Origin of the sequence: Streptomyces zinciresistens K42, assembly GCF_000225525.1 — a bacterium.
GTDB lineage: Bacteria > Actinomycetota > Actinomycetes > Streptomycetales > Streptomycetaceae > Streptomyces > Streptomyces zinciresistens.
The window spans coordinates 1-16,710 of the sequence record NZ_AGBF01000152.1; the positions used below are offsets into that span (position 1 = coordinate 1).

Annotated in this window: 17 protein-coding genes; 10 read left to right on the top strand and 7 right to left on the bottom strand. The window is 72.5% G+C overall.

What is annotated here, in order from left to right; all coding sequences use genetic code 11:
* Position 1: 1 nt before the first annotated feature.
* The 3 genes from SZN_RS27960 to SZN_RS27970 all read left to right on the top strand — a co-directional run bounded on the left by SZN_RS27960 (position 2) and on the right by SZN_RS27970 (position 3,388).
* Complete coding sequence (locus tag SZN_RS27960) at positions 2-1,579, top strand: ArnT family glycosyltransferase (protein WP_007501517.1); 1,578 nt, start codon at positions 2-4, stop codon at positions 1,577-1,579.
* Between the two features lie 80 nt (positions 1,580-1,659).
* A complete protein-coding gene (locus SZN_RS27965; RefSeq protein ID WP_043733552.1) occupies positions 1,660-2,583 on the top strand; it encodes a MurR/RpiR family transcriptional regulator in 924 nt (307 codons plus the stop codon).
* Positions 2,584-3,007: 424 nt separating this feature from the next.
* Positions 3,008-3,388 (top strand): hypothetical protein, encoded by a 381-nt coding sequence (locus SZN_RS27970; protein WP_007501520.1) that lies wholly within the window; start codon positions 3,008-3,010, stop codon positions 3,386-3,388.
* 108 nt (positions 3,389-3,496) lie between these two features.
* Here the strand turns inward: SZN_RS27970 and SZN_RS43375 are convergent, their stop codons facing one another.
* Together SZN_RS43375 and SZN_RS27980 are read right to left on the bottom strand one after the other, a co-directional pair.
* The gene (locus tag SZN_RS43375; protein ID WP_007501523.1) at positions 3,497-4,291 is read right to left on the bottom strand and encodes a cellulose binding domain-containing protein; all 795 of its coding nucleotides are present in this window, start codon (positions 4,289-4,291) and stop codon (positions 3,497-3,499) included.
* 154 nt (positions 4,292-4,445) lie between these two features.
* On the bottom strand, positions 4,446-5,291 hold the full coding sequence (locus tag SZN_RS27980; RefSeq protein ID WP_007501525.1) for an ATP-grasp domain-containing protein: 846 nt from the start codon (positions 5,289-5,291) through the stop codon (positions 4,446-4,448).
* 194 nt (positions 5,292-5,485) lie between these two features.
* On the opposite strand from SZN_RS27980, the gene SZN_RS27985 reads away from it, so the two are divergent.
* Both SZN_RS27985 and SZN_RS27990 read left to right on the top strand, forming a co-directional pair.
* On the top strand, positions 5,486-6,223 hold the full coding sequence (locus SZN_RS27985) for a TetR family transcriptional regulator (protein ID WP_007501527.1): 738 nt from the start codon (positions 5,486-5,488) through the stop codon (positions 6,221-6,223).
* 156 nt (positions 6,224-6,379) lie between these two features.
* A complete protein-coding gene (locus tag SZN_RS27990; RefSeq protein WP_007501529.1) occupies positions 6,380-6,817 on the top strand; it encodes a Zn-ribbon domain-containing OB-fold protein in 438 nt (145 codons plus the stop codon).
* Between the two features lie 45 nt (positions 6,818-6,862).
* Here SZN_RS27990 and SZN_RS27995 read toward each other — a convergent pair whose 3' ends face one another.
* Entirely contained in the window at positions 6,863-7,249 is a 387-nt protein-coding gene (locus SZN_RS27995) for a PPOX class F420-dependent oxidoreductase (protein WP_007501532.1), read from the bottom strand.
* A gap of 236 nt (positions 7,250-7,485) precedes the next feature.
* On the opposite strand from SZN_RS27995, the gene SZN_RS28000 reads away from it, so the two are divergent.
* A complete protein-coding gene (locus SZN_RS28000; RefSeq protein WP_043733548.1) occupies positions 7,486-8,856 on the top strand; it encodes a S1 family peptidase in 1,371 nt (456 codons plus the stop codon).
* 218 nt (positions 8,857-9,074) lie between these two features.
* Here SZN_RS28000 and SZN_RS28005 read toward each other — a convergent pair whose 3' ends face one another.
* Positions 9,075-9,260: a hypothetical protein gene (locus SZN_RS28005; protein ID WP_007501537.1), complete on the bottom strand. Its 186-nt coding sequence runs from the start codon at positions 9,258-9,260 to the stop codon at positions 9,075-9,077.
* Between the two features lie 100 nt (positions 9,261-9,360).
* The gene (locus tag SZN_RS28010; protein WP_007501539.1) at positions 9,361-10,521 is read right to left on the bottom strand and encodes an ROK family transcriptional regulator; all 1,161 of its coding nucleotides are present in this window, start codon (positions 10,519-10,521) and stop codon (positions 9,361-9,363) included.
* 178 nt (positions 10,522-10,699) lie between these two features.
* Here SZN_RS28010 and SZN_RS28015 point away from each other — a divergent pair, with 178 nt between their 5' ends.
* Genes SZN_RS28015 through SZN_RS28030 form a run of 4 tightly spaced genes read left to right on the top strand, consistent with a single transcriptional unit; the run spans position 10,700 to position 15,175 of the window.
* Positions 10,700-11,662: a carbohydrate ABC transporter permease gene (locus SZN_RS28015; protein WP_007501541.1), complete on the top strand. Its 963-nt coding sequence runs from the start codon at positions 10,700-10,702 to the stop codon at positions 11,660-11,662.
* 18 nt (positions 11,663-11,680) lie between these two features.
* Complete coding sequence (locus tag SZN_RS28020) at positions 11,681-12,598, top strand: carbohydrate ABC transporter permease (RefSeq protein ID WP_007501542.1); 918 nt, start codon at positions 11,681-11,683, stop codon at positions 12,596-12,598.
* A 10-nt stretch (positions 12,599-12,608) separates the two neighbouring features.
* The gene (locus SZN_RS28025; RefSeq protein WP_208865860.1) at positions 12,609-13,958 is read left to right on the top strand and encodes an ABC transporter substrate-binding protein; all 1,350 of its coding nucleotides are present in this window, start codon (positions 12,609-12,611) and stop codon (positions 13,956-13,958) included.
* Positions 13,959-13,972: 14 nt separating this feature from the next.
* Entirely contained in the window at positions 13,973-15,175 is a 1,203-nt protein-coding gene (locus SZN_RS28030) for a Gfo/Idh/MocA family protein (RefSeq protein ID WP_007501547.1), read from the top strand.
* Between the two features lie 32 nt (positions 15,176-15,207).
* Here the strand turns inward: SZN_RS28030 and SZN_RS28035 are convergent, their stop codons facing one another.
* Together SZN_RS28035 and SZN_RS28040 are read right to left on the bottom strand one after the other, a co-directional pair.
* The gene (locus tag SZN_RS28035) at positions 15,208-15,909 is read right to left on the bottom strand and encodes a L,D-transpeptidase family protein (RefSeq protein WP_007501548.1); all 702 of its coding nucleotides are present in this window, start codon (positions 15,907-15,909) and stop codon (positions 15,208-15,210) included.
* 115 nt (positions 15,910-16,024) lie between these two features.
* Positions 16,025-16,710: SDR family NAD(P)-dependent oxidoreductase (locus SZN_RS28040; RefSeq protein WP_007501550.1), on the bottom strand; the 686-nt coding region annotated here is incomplete at its 5' end.

The window sequence follows — 16,710 nt, forward strand, 5'->3', positions numbered from 1 at the left end:
GCTGCTGGTGGCCGTCCTGCTCGGGCAGATGGCGTTCGCGATGGTGACGACCGCCGTGCAGCAGACGCCGACGATCGACGAACCCGTCTACGTGGGCACGGCGGCCGAGTACCTGTACGAGCGCCGTCTGGTGCACAACCCGGAGCACCCGCCGCTGGGAAAGCTGGTGATCGGCGCCGGGGTGGCGCTGGCCGGCCCCCGCTACGACCCCGCGTTCCGGGGCGACCAGGGCGCGTTGGGACGGCACCTGCTGTACGAGTCCGGGAACGACCCGTGGCGGCTGATGCTCTGGGCACGCCTCCCGGTGATCGTGCTGACGCTGTGCTTCGGCTGGGTCGTCTTCTCCTTCGCCCGCGAACTGGCGGGCGCCAAGGGCGGTGTGGCGGCCCTCGCGCTGTACGCCTTCTCGCCCGACGTCATCGCGCACGGCTCGCTCGCCACGCTGGACGTCCCCGCGGCGGGCTTCGCGCTGACGTCGGCCTGGCTGCTGTGGCGGGCCAGGCGCCGGCCGCGGTGGTGCGTGCCGCTCGCCGGGGTCGCGCTCGGGGCGGCGCTGGCCACGAAGATGAGCATGCTCGCGGCGGTCCCGGTGCTGCTCGCGCTCGCGGTGCTGTCCCTGTGGTCCGTGCGCCCGTCCGCGGAGTCCCGCCGCCGCACCCTCCTGCGCGCGGCGGCCGGCGCGGGCGTCATGGCGCTCGCCGCGCTCGCCGTCGTGTGGGCGTCGTACCTGGTGGTCGACCCGCGGCTGCGGTGGACGCCGCAGCAGTCGGTGCCGGTGGTGCGCGGACTGCGCGGGCTGGCCGTGGACCTGCTGCCGTTCCCGCGGGCGTACCGGGACGGCATGCGCGTGCAGTTCGGCTTCGAGAACCACCCGTGGCAGGGCTTCCTGTTCGGCCGCCTGTACACGGGCTCGCTCTGGTACTACCTGCCGGCGGCGCTGCTGGTGAAGACGCCGCTCGGGATGCTCGCCCTGTGGGCGGCGGGCGGGGCGGCCCTGGTGTCGGTGCGGCGGCTGCGGCCGGCGGCGCCCTACGTTCTCGTACCGGCCGCCGTGCTGCTCGGCTCGGCGATGCTGGGCTCACGGGACTTCGGCACCCGGTACGCGGTGTTCCTGCCGATGTTCCTCGCGGTCGCGGCGGGCGGCGCGGTCGCGGCGGGGCGGCGGTGGGCGCCGGTGGCGGCCGGGGTGCTGGTGGCGTTCGTCGCGGTCAGTTCGCTGCGGACGTACCCCTACTACCTGCCGTACTCCAACGAGGCGTTCGGCGGGCCGTCCCAGACCCGGCTGCGGCTGCACGACTCGAACGTGGACTGGGGGCAGGACCTCGGCCGGCTCGCCGACCGGCTGCGCGCACGCCATCCCGGCGAGCGGGTCTGGCTCGTCTACAAGGGCAGCGGGGTCCCCTCCTTCTACGGCATCCGTGCCGCGGACCCGCGCAAGGTGCCCGCCGGCGAGGTACGGGGGCTGCTGGTGGTGTCCGACTCGGCGGCGGCCAAGGCGACCGGGCGACTGGCCGAACTGATCGACAGCAGCCGTCCGATCGACTCGGTGGGCCATGCGATCACCCTGTACCGGCGGTGACCCCGGCACTCGTTCCGACCCTGGTCACCACAGTGTGTGAGCTATGTTGAAGCACTGTGGAAGACAAAGGAGGCGCGCCCCTGCCCTCGTCGCAGCAGGCACGCGCGCAGGCATCCGCGATCACCTCGGGCAAGACCGCCCCGGAAGCGGAGGCGTCGCCGACCTCCCGGCTCAGAATCCTCTTCGACCAGCCCCGCCTGTCTCCCGGGCAGCGGCGAATCGCCCGGTATCTGATCGAGCACCTCACCGAGGCGGCGTTCCTGTCGATCACGGATCTCGCGGAGCGCGTCGGGGTGAGCCAGCCCTCGGTGACGCGTTTCGCCGCGGCCGTGGGCTTCAGCGGCTACCCCGCGCTGCGGGAGAAGCTCCAGTCGATCGCGCTGGGCACGCTGGCCGGCGGACCGGGCGCGGCAGAGGAGAACGGCACCAACGAACTCCAGTCCGCCGTGGACGCCGAGATCGAGAACCTGGAGAACCTGCGCCGCGACTTCGTCGATCCCGACCAGGTGATCGCCATCGGCCGCCGGCTGTCGCAGTCGACCCCCCTGACCGTCCTCGGGCTGCGCATCTCCGGGTCGCTCGCCGAGTACTTCGCCTACGCCGCGCGCCGTGTCCATCCCGACGTACGGCTGGTGAACCGGGGCGGCAGCGTCGCCTACGACGCCCTGCTCCAGTCACGCGAGGCGGGCGGTACCTGGGTGCTGGCGTTCTCGATGCCGCGGCACGCCCAGGAGACCCTCACGGCCGTGCGGGTCGCGCGCAGCGCCGGACTGAAGGTCGCCCTGATCACCGACCTGGCCCTCGGCCCGGTGGCCGACACCGCCGACGTCGTCTTCGCCACCGGCACCGGCTCGCGGCTGGTCTTCGACTCCTACGCCGCGCCGGGCGTGATGGCGGCCGCGCTGCTCCAGGCGATGACGGACGCGGACCCGGAACGCACCCAGGCCCGGCTCGAACAGTACGAGCAGGTCTCCGACCAGCACCAATTCTTTCTGCGGGACTGAACTCCCGCCCTTCTCCCGGGGATTCACGGGCCCTTTTCGCACCGCTTTCCCCCGCTGTCTTCCCACCCCCTCCCCCGCGGTCAAACCGCTCACCGGGGGCACTTTCCTTTCACATCACCCATGAATGTTTTCATACTCCTTGCCAAGCGGACGGCATATATAAATACTGCACACGCATCACCCGCCCGCAGAAAGCAGCCGGTCCGCTCATGCGCACGTCACCCCATCCGCCGCGCGCATGCCGACTGCAGAGCCGGGCTCCACAACGAACGTCCGGTACCGCCGCCTCCTACCCGCGTCGGCGTCCGGGCGTTCGGTCGGGCATCGCGAGCGCGAGCGCCCGTGGCGGCGGCCCCGGTCATCCCCTAGGCCGGGGCCGCCCCGACCCGTCGGACACCCCGGACGACGCCGCACACCGGAAGCGATGACCATGCCACTGACGACCACGCGCATCACCCCGGACTGGCCGTGCCAGGTGAAGACCCCCGGCTCCTACGACTGGGAACGCTCGGCGGCCAAGTGGCTGCGCGAACTGGTGCCGGCCCGCTACGCCAGCTACCCGGCGTTCCTCCGGCATCCCGTGCTGCTCGCCCGCCACGCGCAGATCCAGGTCCAGAACGAGATCCGGGTCGCGCGCACCGGCCTGCAGACGGCGCGCGCCGACCTGCCGGCGATGGGCGTGCCCGAGTCGGTCATCGAGCAGTCGATCAAGATGTACGCGGCGGAGATCATGCAGCTCCAGCACATCGCCCGCAGCGTGCGCGCGGTGTCGCAGGCGCTGGTCGAGCGCGGCACGGCACGCTGATCCGGCGAGCGCTCCCCGCCGAACGGCCGCCCGCCCAGGGGCCGTTGCGGACGGGCGGACGGTACGGCCGGCGGACGGTGTCCGCACACCGCCGGTGCGCCGCCGGGTTCAGGGCGCACCGCCGGTCGCCGCACAGGTGACCCGCGCCGACGGGGTGCCGCTCGCCCCCGTGGCGGCCAGGAAGCCGAAGGTGACGCTCGCTCCGGGCGCCAGCTCGCCGTTCCAGGACGCGTTGGCGACGGTGGCCGCGCCCTTCGCCGTGGTGGTCAGCATGCCGTCCCAGACCCGGGTCAGGCGGGCACCGTGCGCCGGTACGACGGTCGCGGTCCAGGACGAGGCCGCCGCGGCCTGGGCGTTGGTCACGGTGACCTCGCCCTGGTAGCCGCCCTGCCAGCTGTTGACGGTCCGGAAGGACGCGGTGCAGACGGCACGGCCGCGGGGCCCGGGGGTGCCCTCCGGAGCGGGCGCGGAGGCCGACGCCTCCCCGGCGGCCCGAGCCCCGCCGTCCCCGCCGTCCCGGAGCAGCAGGGCCGCGCCGAAGCCGACGACGGCCGCGGCCGCCACGGCGACGACGAGTACGGTACGGCCAGAACCGAACAGAGCGGACAGAGCGGACAGAGCGGGGCGCGACCGGCGGCGCGCGCCCTCCGATCCCGCTACGCAGGGCGGCAGTTCCCTGGTGGCGTCCTGCGACCGGCCCGCGCCACCGCCGCGCCCGCCGCCGTCCGGGCCGGACCGCCGCCCCGGCAGGGCCACGGTCTCGTAGCCGCCGTGCCCGCCGCCGTCCTCCTCCCACTCCCGGAACAGCTCCGCGAGCGCGTCGGTGCGGCGCGGACGCAGGACATGGATCGGCTCCAGAGCCGGGCCGTCGTCCGGCCGGTCGGGGTCGGGCCGTGTGGGCACACCGCTCTCCTTCCGTCCCGTCCTCACGGGATCGCGATCCCCCGAGCACTGATACGTCCCGCCACCCCCACCGGTTCACCCCACCGAGCTCCGGGTGAGGTGCCGCGGGCGGAGGCCCGCGCCGGGCGCCGCGTGCCGCGGGAGCGGGGTCCGGTCAGGGGTGCGGGGTCAGGAAGCGGTGCAGGGATGTCTTCGTCGCGGTGACGAAGGCGTCCCGGCGTTCGTCGTCCAGGGCGTCCAGCGACAGGTAGGGGTTCAGGTCCTCCAGTTCGACCAGGAGCAGTTCGCCGCCCGGTGCGCGGCAGGCGTCGACGCGCTGGATGCCGTGCGCGAGGCCGTTCCACTCGACGAAGCTCCGGGCGAAGGCGAGGTCCGCCTCGTCGGGCTCGTACGCCTCCAGCCGCCAGCGCAGCTCGGTCTGCGGGGCGTACAGGGCGTACTGGAAGTCCTGGTCCACGAAGTAGAAGGAGACCTCGTAGGCGAAGTCGACGCACGGCTGCACCAGGACGCCCGTCCCGGCGGCCGGGTCGAGCGCGTCGCGCAGGTCGCGGGCGGGGACGATGCGCAGGCCGATCGAGTCGGCGCCCTGCTTGGGCTTGATCACGTATCGCTCGGCCGCGGGCAGCAGGTCGAGGTCCTCGGCGCGGTCGACGGTGGGGATCACCGGGTGTCCGGCGGCGGTGAGGTCGAGCAGGTACTGCTTGCCCGCCATGTCCGCCCGGCCGGTGAGCGGGTTGTACACCCGCGCCCCGCCCGCGATCGCGCGGCGGCGGAAGTCGTCGTAGACCTCCCGGTAGCCGATGACCGGACCGCTGTTGCGTACGACGACCGCGTCGAAGGCGTCCATCAGCACGGCCGCGTCGCGCGGATGGCACAGCGCCAGGTCGAAGTCCTCGCGCAGCCGGGACGTGAGGAGAATGTCCTCGTCGCAGTAACGGCGCCCGCGGGCCGGGTAGGCCAGGTCGGTGACGTACAGGACGCGGGGTCGGGCGGGTGCCATGGGGTGCTCCTCGGCTGCGGCGGCAGCCGATCGTATGCGGACCGGGTTCGCCCGGACAACAGTCGATCCCGCAGGTCACAGCCGTGCCCAGGACGGCTCCCGGCTGCCGGTCCCCCGCCCCGGAGCGAGGCACGCAGTTCCCTGAAAACTGCACTGAGTGCCATGAGGGGAGCCCTGGTGCTACGTTCCCGTCCATGAGCTCCCCCAGCGCGGCACCCGGCCGCGGCGCGAAGCCCCCGATCCGGGACGCCCTGATCGCGGCGGCCTTCGAGCTGTTCCCGGAGCGGGGCTACGAACGGACCACCGTCGACGACATCGTGGCGCTGGCCGGTGTGGGACGGCGGTCGTTCTTCCGCTACTTCCCCTCCAAGGAGGACGTGGTCTTCCCCGACCACGAACGCTGCCTGGCCGACATGACGGCGTTCCTCGCCGCGAGCGGCGCGGACGACGAACCGGTGCGGCGGGTGTGCGACGCGGCCCGGCTGGTGCTGGGCATGTACGCGGAGAACCCGGCCTTCTCCGTGCAGCGCTACCGGCTCACGAAGGAGGTGCCGGGGCTGCGCGCCTACGAGTTGTCGGTGGTGTGGCGCTACGAACGCGCCCTCGCCGGCTATCTGCGCGGCCGGTTCGCGCGCCGGGCCGACGGCATCCTCCGTGCCGACGTCGTCGCCGCCGCCGTCGTCGCGGCGCACAACAACGCGCTGCGCTCCTGGCTTCGCTCGCACGGGCGCGGCGACGCGGGCGCCGAGGTGGACCACGCCCTCGGACACGTGCGGTCGGCCTTCGGCGCCGGCCCCCCTCCCCCGGCCCCCGGGCCCCGCTCCGACGGCCCCGGGGACGACGTGGTGGTCCTCGTGGCCCGTCGCGACGCGCCCGTGTGGCGGGTGGTCCAGGAGTTCGAGGCCACCAGGACCGCCCCCGGACAGGGCTGACGCCGGGTCCGGAAAAGAAGGGGAACCCGGTACCTTTACCGATGGCACTGAGTGCCATAGCCTGCTGGCGTGCACGGTGGCACCGCGAGCCGCGCACGGGCGTGCACGGTTTCCCGCGCACGCGGGATTCCGGGCGAGCGCAGGGAGTCGACCAGCGTGTACCACCACTCAGGAACCGTTGCGCGGCAGACCACCGGCCCGACCGCCGGCGCGGCCCCCGGCCCGACCACCGGCGTACTCGACGCCGCGGCACCGGGCTCGGACACCCTCGTCTTCCAGCGGTGCGCCTGGTGCGGCACCGCGATGTACCACCGGCTGCTGTGCCCGGTCTGCCGGGGCAGCGATCTGCGGACGGAGCGCAGCGCGGGCGCGGGCACGGTCCGCCACTCCACGGTGGTCCACCGCAACACCCCGGCCGCGCGCAACGTCTCCCTGGTCGAGCTGGCCGAGGGCTTCGTCGTGCGGGGGCGGGTCATGGGCCCGCTCATCGCTATCCACAGCGGGGACCGGGTGCGGATGTCCACGGCGAAGGACCCGGTCCGCGGCGAGCCGGTCTTCCGGCTGGTCGACGAGCCGTACCGCGCCTGGACCTGAGCCGCCCGGCCCCCGTCGGCCGCTCAACCCCCTTGCGGCGGGCCCCTATCCGGCCGGCGTGATGCGCAGGCCGACCGTGCCCTCGGCCCCGCGGCGCAGCCTGCTGCCGAGGAGGGTGAGGCGGCCGCTGACCCCGTACTTGCGGGCGATGAGTCCGCGGTAGCGGGCGCTGGTCGCCGCGTCGCAGATCTCCGCGGTGGCCGCGACCGGCTCCCCGGTGGGCCGGCCGCGCAGGTCGCAGGGGCCGACCAGGATGTCCGGGCGGGCCCGGATGCGCTTGACCTTCCAGGAGTCGGCGACGGTCCACACCCCGAGGGCGTCTCCGTCGCGCACCACCCAGACCGGCGTGGGGACACCGGTGCCGTTCTTGCGGTAGCTGGTGATCAGCAGGTACTTGCCCGCGCCGAGCCGTTCCCACGACGTTGTGTCCATGGGGCGAAGTGTAGGCAGTGCGGGGCACAGGAGGTCAGGGCGACGGGGGTCAGGGCGACGGGGGTGACGTCGTGTGCCGGACCGGTCCGGCGCGCCGCCGAACCGTGGCGCGGCGTGCCTGAGATGGCCGGGGCGCTGAACGCACGGGAGCCGGGGCGCGTATGGAGTGCGGGTGCTCAGCCACGGGAGGGCCCCGCGGCGTCGGCGCCGCGCTGTACCTGGTTCGGGAGCCATGCATGAGGCACGCACGACGACGTCTCGTCCGGCGGGTGACACGGCTGGCGGCGGTCGGCGGACTCCTCCTCGGAGGAACGATGGTCACACGCGCCGTCGCGAGCGAGCCGCCCGCCGCGACCGGTGTCCCGCGGACCTTCGCGGCCTCGGCGGCGCGGACCGGCGGTGAACTGGTCGCCCGCCTCGGCCCGTCCCGCACGGCCGGCAGCTGGATCGGCGCCGACGGCAAGCCCGTCGTCGCGGTCACCGACGCGCGGACGGCGGCCGAGGTGCGCGCCGCGGGCGCCACGGCGAAGACGGTCCGGCGCAGCATGGCCGAGCTGAGGTCCGCGACGGCGGCCCTGCGTTCGGCGCCCCGGGTGGCGGGCACCGCCTGGCGGCTGGACTACCGGTCCAACCAGGTCGTGGTGCGGGGCGACAGCACCGTGTCGGCGGGCGACTGGTCCCGGCTGACCGGGGTCGCGGACGGCATCGGCTCCTTCGTGCGGATGGAGCGCACCGAGGGCATGTTCACCACGCGGCTCAACGGCGCGCTCCCGCTGCTGTCGACGGCGGGCCGCTGCTCGGCCGGCTTCAACGTCACCGACGGCACACGGGACTTCATCCTCACGGCCGGTCACTGCGGTCCGCGCGGTTCGGTGTGGTTCGCCGACACCCGGGGCACGCGGCAGATCGGCCGGACCGTCCAGCAGAGCTTCCCCGGCGGGGACTTCAGCCTCGTGCAGTACGCGGGCGGGGACGCCGGGGCCGGGGCCGACGTGGTGTCGATCGGTGGCGGCAAGGGCGTACGGATCACGGGGGCGGCCGATCCGGCCGTCGGCCAGCGGGTGTTCCGCAGCGGCAGCACCAGCGGGCTGCGCGACGGCGAGGTGACGGCGCTCGACGCGACGGTCAACTACCCCGAGGGCACGGTGACCGGTCTGATCGAGACGAACGTGTGCGCCGAACCGGGCGACAGCGGCGGCCCGATGTTCTCCGAGGGGATCGCCCTCGGGGTGACGTCGGGCGGCAGCGGCGACTGCGCGGCGGGCGGTACGACGTTCTTCCAGCCGGTGACGAAGGCGCTCGCGGCGCTCGGCAAGAACCTGATCGTGGCGGCGGGGAACGGTGCCGCGCAGGGTGCCGCGCCCGCGCCGCCCGCGTCACGGGGCACCGGGGCGGGGGCACCCGGTGAGGCCGCGCCGGGTTCGTCGGCTGCGGTGACCGGTGAGCGGGCGGTGACGCCGCTGGCCCGGCTGACGGACCCGAGGAACGTGGGCCCGGGGCTGCTGGTCGTCGCGGGCAGTGTGGCGGCGCTGGGGGCGACCCGCTTCATCCGCGCGGAGCAGGACCGCAAGGCGTACCGCCAGCGCTACTCGGCGACCTGGGGCTGAGCCGCACGGGCGTGCGAGGCGCGTCCGCGGTTCCGGGGGAACCGGGGGTTTCCGGCGGGTACGGGGCCTGCCGAGGAGGGCGCTCCCGAGGCGCCGGGGCGGGGCTGGGAGACCGCTGAAGATCTTGCTCCGGCCCCCCGACTCGCCCTGGATCGCCGATAAACGCCGATCGCCGTCAACCGGGGCGAGCCGGGTGCCGATTCAAGATCTTCCGGACACTAGGCCGCCCGCTGCGAGCCGGGGGCCGCCGCGGCCCACTCCAGCACGAGGCGCTGGTACTCCTCGCGCTGCTCGACGCTCAATGTCCCGCCCGACCGGCGCCACAGGGCCCGGATCTCCTCGTTGACCTCGTCAGCCGATCTATCGGAGCCGAACTCAACAGTGGTGGACATGCCGTGAAGCATACGATCCCGCAGGTGAAGGCGCCGTGAGCAAGCGCACTTATTCCGGGCATTGCGGACCGTGTTGCTGATCACGTCCATCTGGCCGTGCCGGACGCCTGGTTCAGGCGCCCGCGGCGCCGAGGACGAGCACCTGGATCGCGAGGACGGCCGCCCCGCGGGCCCAGTCGTGGAAGTCGGACACCTTGGTCTCCAGGTCGATCGGGGCGGCCAGCGGATGCCGGTGGGCGGCGAGGGTGCGGGCCACCGTGTCGCCCGCCACATCCATCAGCCCGACACCCTCGCCGGCGAGCAGGATCTTCTGGGGCAGCACGAAGTTGCCGATCTGGGCGACCAGGACGCCGAGCGCGCGGGCCGCCTCCCCCACCACCCGGGCGGCCATGGGCTCACCGGCGGCGGCGAGTGCGAGGATCTCCCCGTAGGTGCGGTCGTGGCCGGTGGCCGCCCGCACCTGGTAGCGGATGTTGGGGATGGTCAGCAGGGAGACGGCGCTGCCGCGGGCCCCGTCGGGGGTGAGCGGCCCGTGGGGGTCCACGATCCAGTGCCGGCCGAAGCCGCGGTCCTCCTCGGCGTACGGCACCCGCTTGCCGCCCAGGACCAGCCCGTAGCCGATGCCCGCGCCGATCGTCAGCACGACGAAGCGGTCCAGTCCCCGGCCGGCCCCGAACCAGGTCTCGGCCTCGACGAGGGCGGCGACGTCGTTCTCCACGACGACCGGCAAGCCGGTGCGCTCCCGCAGGAGTGCGGCGAGCGGGACGTCGCGCCAGCGCAGGAACGGCGACTCGCCGACGACGGACCGGTCCTCGACCAGTCCGCCCACGCCGACGCCGATCCCGGCGAGCCCGGGGTGGCGGCCCGCCAGCTCCTCGGTCATCTCCCCCAGCAGGTCCACGACGGCCGCCGGGTCGTGGGTGGTGAGCGGCCGGTCGTGGCGGGCGGTGATCTCGCTGCGCAGGGTGGTCACGACGCCGTAGACCATGTCCTCCGTGATCTTGAAGCCGACGAAGGAGCGGGACTCCGCGACGACGTCCAGGGGCTGGGACGGCCTCCCCTGGCGCGTCTCCGCGGAGGCGCCCGCCTCGGGCACCTCCACCAGCAGACCCGACTCGATCAGGGGTTTGGTCAGCCTGGTGAGACTGCCCGCGGACAGGTCGAGCCGGCGGGCGATCTCGGTGCGCGACAGGGGGCCGGCGAGCAGCACCTCCAGGGCCACCGAGCGTTCACCGGGGCTGAGCGGACGCCAGCTGGCGGCTACTGCGGTCATGGTCGTCAGGCTCCCACATGATCGTTATCCGCTTTGTTTCTTTTTCCGCAAAAGCAATGTGACCAGTCTATGGCGGCACTCCGGCGAAAAGACAATGCCCGCACGCCCCTTGACGACTGGATTCTTCCGCCACAAAAGTAAGTGAAGGACGACGAGCCGCGGACGAGGGAGTCTCCCGATGACCATCGCCTCCAGCAGCCCCCCGTCGCTGCCCTTGCGCGGCGCCGAGGAGGCGCAGACCGGACCGGGGCCGCGACGGGCCGCCGGGCACGAGGAGCGGGGGGACGGGCGGCTGGCCGCGGTCTTCCTCGCCCCTGCCCTGCTCGGCTTCGTGGTGTTCCTGCTGTGGCCGACGCTGCGGGGCGTCTATCTGAGCTTCACGCGCTTCAACCTGCTCACGCCCGCGCGGTGGGTGGGGCTGGACAACTACGTGCGGATGGTCAACGACCCGATCTTCTGGGACTCGATGGGCGTCACCGTCGTGTACGTGGCCGTCAACATCGGTGTGCAGACGGTCTCGGCGCTCGCCATCGCCGTGCTGATGCAGCGGCTGACGCAGTCGGCGGTGCTGCGCGGGATCGTGCTCACGCCGTATCTGATGTCCAACGTCGTCGCCGGCATCGTCTGGCTGTGGATCCTCGACACCCAGCTCGGCGTCGGCAACGAGATCGTCGCCGGGCTCGGCTTCGACCGCGTCCCCTTCCTCGCCGACGAGACCTGGGCGATCCCCACGATCGCCCTCATCAACGTGTGGCGCCATGTCGGGTACACGGCGCTGCTGCTGTTCGCCGGCCTCATGGCGATCCCCAACGACATGTACGAGGCCGCGAAGGTGGACGGCGCGGGCGAGGCGCGGATGTTCCGGCGGATCACGATGCCCCTGCTCAGGCCGGTCCTCGCGGTCGTCCTGATCATGACGGTGATCGGTTCGTTCCAGGTGTTCGACACGGTCGCGGTGACGACCGCGGGCGGCCCGGCGAACGCCACGAACGTCCTGCAGTTCTACATCTACGGCACCGCCTTCGGCCGCTTCCAGTTCGGGTACGCCTCCGCGATGTCGGTCGCCCTGCTCGTCGTGCTGAGCGCCGTCACCGTCCTGCAGTACCGGCTCACCCGGGCCGGCCGGAGCGACCTCGGCTGAGGGAAGGGAGACACCGGCATGGCCACCGTGGCAGACACCACGACCGTACGGCGCGTACGGCGGCGGCCCTCCGTCGGGCGGATCGCGGCATGGGCGGTGATGGCGGCGATCGTGCTCGTCACACTGCTGCCGTTCTACTGGATCCTGCGCACCGCGCTGTCCACCAACACCGCGCTCGCCGCCCGCCCCGGCGACGTGCTCCCCGTCGGCCTGACGACCGGCGGCTTCGAACGGGCCCTCGGCCTGCAGTCGGCGGAGGAGGCGATAGCCCAGGGGGGTTCGGGCGGCGGACTGCGGTTCTGGCGGTATCTGCTCAACTCGGTGGTCGTCTCGACGCTGATCACCGTGTGCCAGGTCTTCTTCTCCGCCATGGCCGCCTACGCCTTCGCCCGGCTGCGCTGGCGCGGGCGGGAGAAGGTGTTCGGGCTGTTCCTGGCCGGCCTGATGGTCCCCGCGATCTTCACGCTGCTGCCCAACTTCGTCCTGATCAAGCAACTCGGCCTGGTCGACACCCTGGTGGGGGTGGCGCTGCCGACGATGTTCATGACGCCGTTCGCGGTGTTCTTCCTGCGCCAGTTCTTCATGAACGTGCCCCGGGAGGTCGAGGAGGCCGCCCTGCTGGACGGTGCGGGCAGGATCCGCGTCTTCTTCCGGGTGATGCTCCCGATGGCGTCCACGCCCGTCCTCACCCTGGGCCTGCTGACGTACATCACCGCCTGGAACGACTACTTCTGGCCGCTGATGGTGTCCTACAGCGACAGCTCGCGCGTGCTCACCGTGGCGCTGGCGATCTTCCGGGCCCAGACGCCCCAGTCCGGCTACGACTGGTCCGGTCTGATGGCGGCGACCCTGATCGCCGCCCTCCCGATGCTCGTGCTGTTCGCCTGCTTCGCACGCCGCATCGTCAGCTCCATCAGCTTCACCGGCATCAAGTAAGGGGACGGGTATGCGAGTTCGTCTGCGTAAGGTCCTGGCGCTGACCGGAGTGCTGGCGCTGTCCCTGGCCACCGGCTGCGCTCAGGGCGGGGCCGCGGGCTCGGGCGCCGACAGTGTGACGTACTGGCTGTGGGACGCCAACCAGCTGCCGGCGTACCGGGCGTGCGCCAAGGGGTTCGAGAAGCAGAACCCCGGTCTCGACGTGAAGATCACCCAACTGGGCTGGGCCGACTACTGGACCAAGCTCACCGCGAGCTTCATCGCGGGCACCGAACCGGACGTCTTCACCGACCACATCCAGAAGTTCGGGCAGTTCGCCGACCTCAAGGTGCTGGAGCCGCTGGACGACCTGGGGCTGGACGACTCCGCCTACCAGGCCGGGCTCGCCGCCAACTGGCGCGGCCAGGACGGCCGTCGCTACGGCGCCCCGAAGGACTGGGACACCGTGGCGCTCTTCTACAACCGGAGGACGGCCGAGGCGGCCGGGCTCTCCGCGGACCGGCTCGGCTCACTGGACTGGAACCCGGAGGACGGCGGCAGCTTCGAGAAGGCCGTCGCCCGCCTGACAATCGACAAGAACGGCAGGCGCGGCGACGAGAAGGGCTTCGACAAGGACAACGTCAAGGTGTACGGGCTCGCGACGGGCGGCGCCGGGGACGCCGACGGCCAGACCACCTGGAGCCCGTTCGCCGCGTCGGCGGGCTGGCGCTACACGGACAAGGCCCGCTGGGGCAGCGCGTACCAGTACGGCAGCAAGACCTTCCAGTCGGTGCTCGACTGGTACTTCGGCCTGGCGAAGAAGGGCTACCTCGCGCCCTTCACGGACTACACCGACGGCGCGAACCCGGCCAACGCCCAGGTCGCCTCCGGCCGGGCGGCGGCCTCCCTGGACGGCGCCTGGATGATCTCCACCTACTACGGCACCAAGGGCCTGGACGTCGGCACCGCGCCCACGCCGGTCGGGCCCACCGGCAAGCGCGCCACGATGATGAACGGCCTCGCCGACTCCATCACCAAGAACGCCCGCAACAAGGAGGGCGCGAAGAAGTGGGTGCGGTACCTGGCCTCGAACGAGTGCCAGAAGACCGTGGGCGGCTACGGCATCGTCTTCCCCGCCACGCCCGACGGCACGGCCGCGGCCGTCGCCGCCTACCGGAAGAAGGGCGTCGACGTCTCCGCCTTCACCGAACCGGTCACCGACAGGAAGCGGTCGGCGACCTTCTCCTTCCCGATCACCGACTACGCGGCGGACGTGTTCGCGCTGATGCGCCCCGCGATGCAGGACGTCTACGCCAACGACGCCCCGGTGAGCGGCCTGAGCAAGACGAACGACCAGATCAACCTCGTCCTCGGCCAGTGAAAGGCACACACTCCATGACGTTCTCCCTCGGCATCGTCGGCGCCGGCCAGTTCTCCGGCCAGTTCGCCACGCTGTTCCAGGCCCACCCCGGCGTCGGCGACGTCCACGTCACCGATCTGCTGCCCGAGCGGGCCGAGCGGCTCGCCGCCGCACAGGGACTGGCCGGCACCTTCCCCTCGTACGAGGCGATGCTGGAGTCGAAGGCCGTCGACGCGGTCGCGATCTTCACCCAGCGCTGGACCCACGGCCCGCTCGTGCTCCAGGGCCTGGACGCCGGCAAGCACGTCTACTCCGCCGTCCCCATGGCGATCACCGCCGAGGAGATCGCCGCGATCGTCGACGCGGTCCGCACCACCGGGCTGACGTACATGATGGGCGAGACCAGCCAGTACAACCCGGCGACGGTGCACGCCCGCGACCAGATCGCCGAGGGCGCCTTCGGGCGGCTCTTCTACGCCGAGGGCGACTACGTCCACGACATGGACCTGGGCTTCTACGAGGCGTACCGGTACAGCGGCGGCGAGAACTGGAAGGCGACCGCCTCCTACCCGCCGCTGCTCTACCCGACGCACTCGGTGGGCGGGGTGCTGGGCGCCTGGCGGACGCACGCGGTGAGCGTGTCGGCCGTCGGCGTCCTGGACGACCGGGGCGACGGCGTCTTCGACAAGGAGGTCAGCCGGTTCGGCAACGACATGTCGAACGCGACGGCCCTGTTCGAGGTGGCGGGCGGCGGTTCGTTCCGTACGAACGAGTTCCGGCGGGTCGGCTACCCCTCGCACATCCGGGAGTCACGCTTCCGCTTCTTCGGCACCGAGGCCAGCATGGAGCAGCTCGCCACGGTCGCCCTGTGGCAGGACAAGAAGGGCGTGAAGGACATCAGCGAGCTGCTGGAGCCCAAGCAGACCCTCTCCCCCGACGACCCCTCGCTCCAGCACATCGCCCCGGAGCTGCGGGCCGCCTTCACCTCGGGCTCGGCACCGGTGCACGACCGCGCCCGGCTGCCGCGGGAGTTCGACACCCTGCACAACGGCCACGAGGGCAGCCACCACTTCCTCGTCGACGACTTCGTGACCGCGGTCGCCACCCGGAGCCTGCCGTCGGTGAACGCCTGGGTGGCGGCCCGCTACACCCTGCCGGGCATCGTCGCGCACGAGTCCGCGCGGCAGGGCGGGGCCAGGCTGGACATTCCGGACTTCGGGGACGCGCCCGAGGTGTGAGGTCCCCGCGTGGGCCGGGTGCCCGGCTTCGGTCAGGTGCCCGGCTTGCGGCCGTAGACGTAGACGTCGTCGCCGTTCCTCAGCAGCGACCAGTACTTCTTCGCGTCGGTCTTGGTCAGGTTGGCGCAGCCGTGCGAGCCCGGCGGGTTCCACATGCTGAGGTCGGCCTGGTGGAACGCCTGGCCGCCGTCGAAGAACTGCGCGTAGGGCATCGGCACGTTGTAGATGCTGGACACGTGGTCGATGTTGCGCCAGTAGATCTTCTTCAGGCCGGTGCGCGTCTCGTAGCCGTCGCGGCCGGTGCGGGTCGGGACCGGGCCGTAGACCAGCTTCTTGCCGTCCTGGATCCAGGTCAGCTGGAGCGTGAGGTTCAGACAGGCGATCCGGCCCTTGTTCACCGGGCACTTGCCGTCCTTGCCGGGGTTCTTGCCCACGGCCTTCTGCTTGTTCATCAGGTCCATCACACCCCAGGTGACGGGACCCGCGTAGCCGGCGTTCGGGCTGATGCCGTGCTTGGTCTGGAAGGCCCGGACGGCCTTGCAGTCCGTGGTGGACTGCTTGCCGTCGACCGGGCGGCCGAGGAACTTCTCCACCTGCTTCTGGTAGGGGCCGGCCTGGGTCGTGCAGGCGGCCGCCGCCTGCGCCGGAGCGGCGGTGAGCGTGAGTGCGAGCGGTGCGACCAGCGCGCCGGTGATGCCGAGTGCGACGGTGCGCCGTCTGCGTATGTCCCCCATGTCCGGGCCCTCTCTGACGTGATTCCCGTGGACTCTGCCAGGTAGACCACAGTGCGGGCGCTTCGGTTGTGGTATCGGCAGGACTGTGACCGAACGGTGAGTTTCCGGGTCCCGCTCACTCCTCGCCGGGACGCCGCACCGCCGCCCTGAAGCCGGTGTTGACCGCGGTGAGGCCGCCGTCGACGACGAGGGTGGTGCCGGTGATCCAGGCCGCGTCGCGCGAGGCGAGGAAGGCGACGGCCGCGGCGATGTCCTCCGGCTCGCCGACACGCCCCAGCGGGTAGAGCGGGCGGACCGCGTCGAGTTCGGCCGCGCGCCCCTCCCAGGCCGAGGTGCGCACCGTGCCCGGCGCCACCAGGTTGACGCGCACGCCCCGCGCCGCGGCGTGGCCGGCCAGGGTGCGGGTGAGGGAGCCCAGTCCCGCTTTGGCGGCGCTGTAGGCGTGGTTGCCGAAGTCCTGGAGGCCGTTGACGGACCCGATGGTCACGATCGCGCCCCGCCCCGAGGCCGCGAGGTGGGGCAGTGCGGCGCGGCAGCAGCGCTGGGTGCCGGTGAGCGTGACGTCGAGGTCGCGGGCCCACGCCTCCTCGGGAGCGTCCTCGAAGAGCGCGGTGTCGGGGGTGCAGGAGGCCGCGGCGTTGACGAGGACGTCGAGTGAGCCGAGGGCGCCCGCGGCGTGGGCGACGGCCGCCTCGACGGCGGCCCGGTCGGCGACGTCGCAGGCCAGCGCCTCGGCCGCGAGCCCCAGGCCGCGCAGCGCCGCGGCGGTGCGCTCGGCCTCGGGCCCGTCGCGGTCGGTCA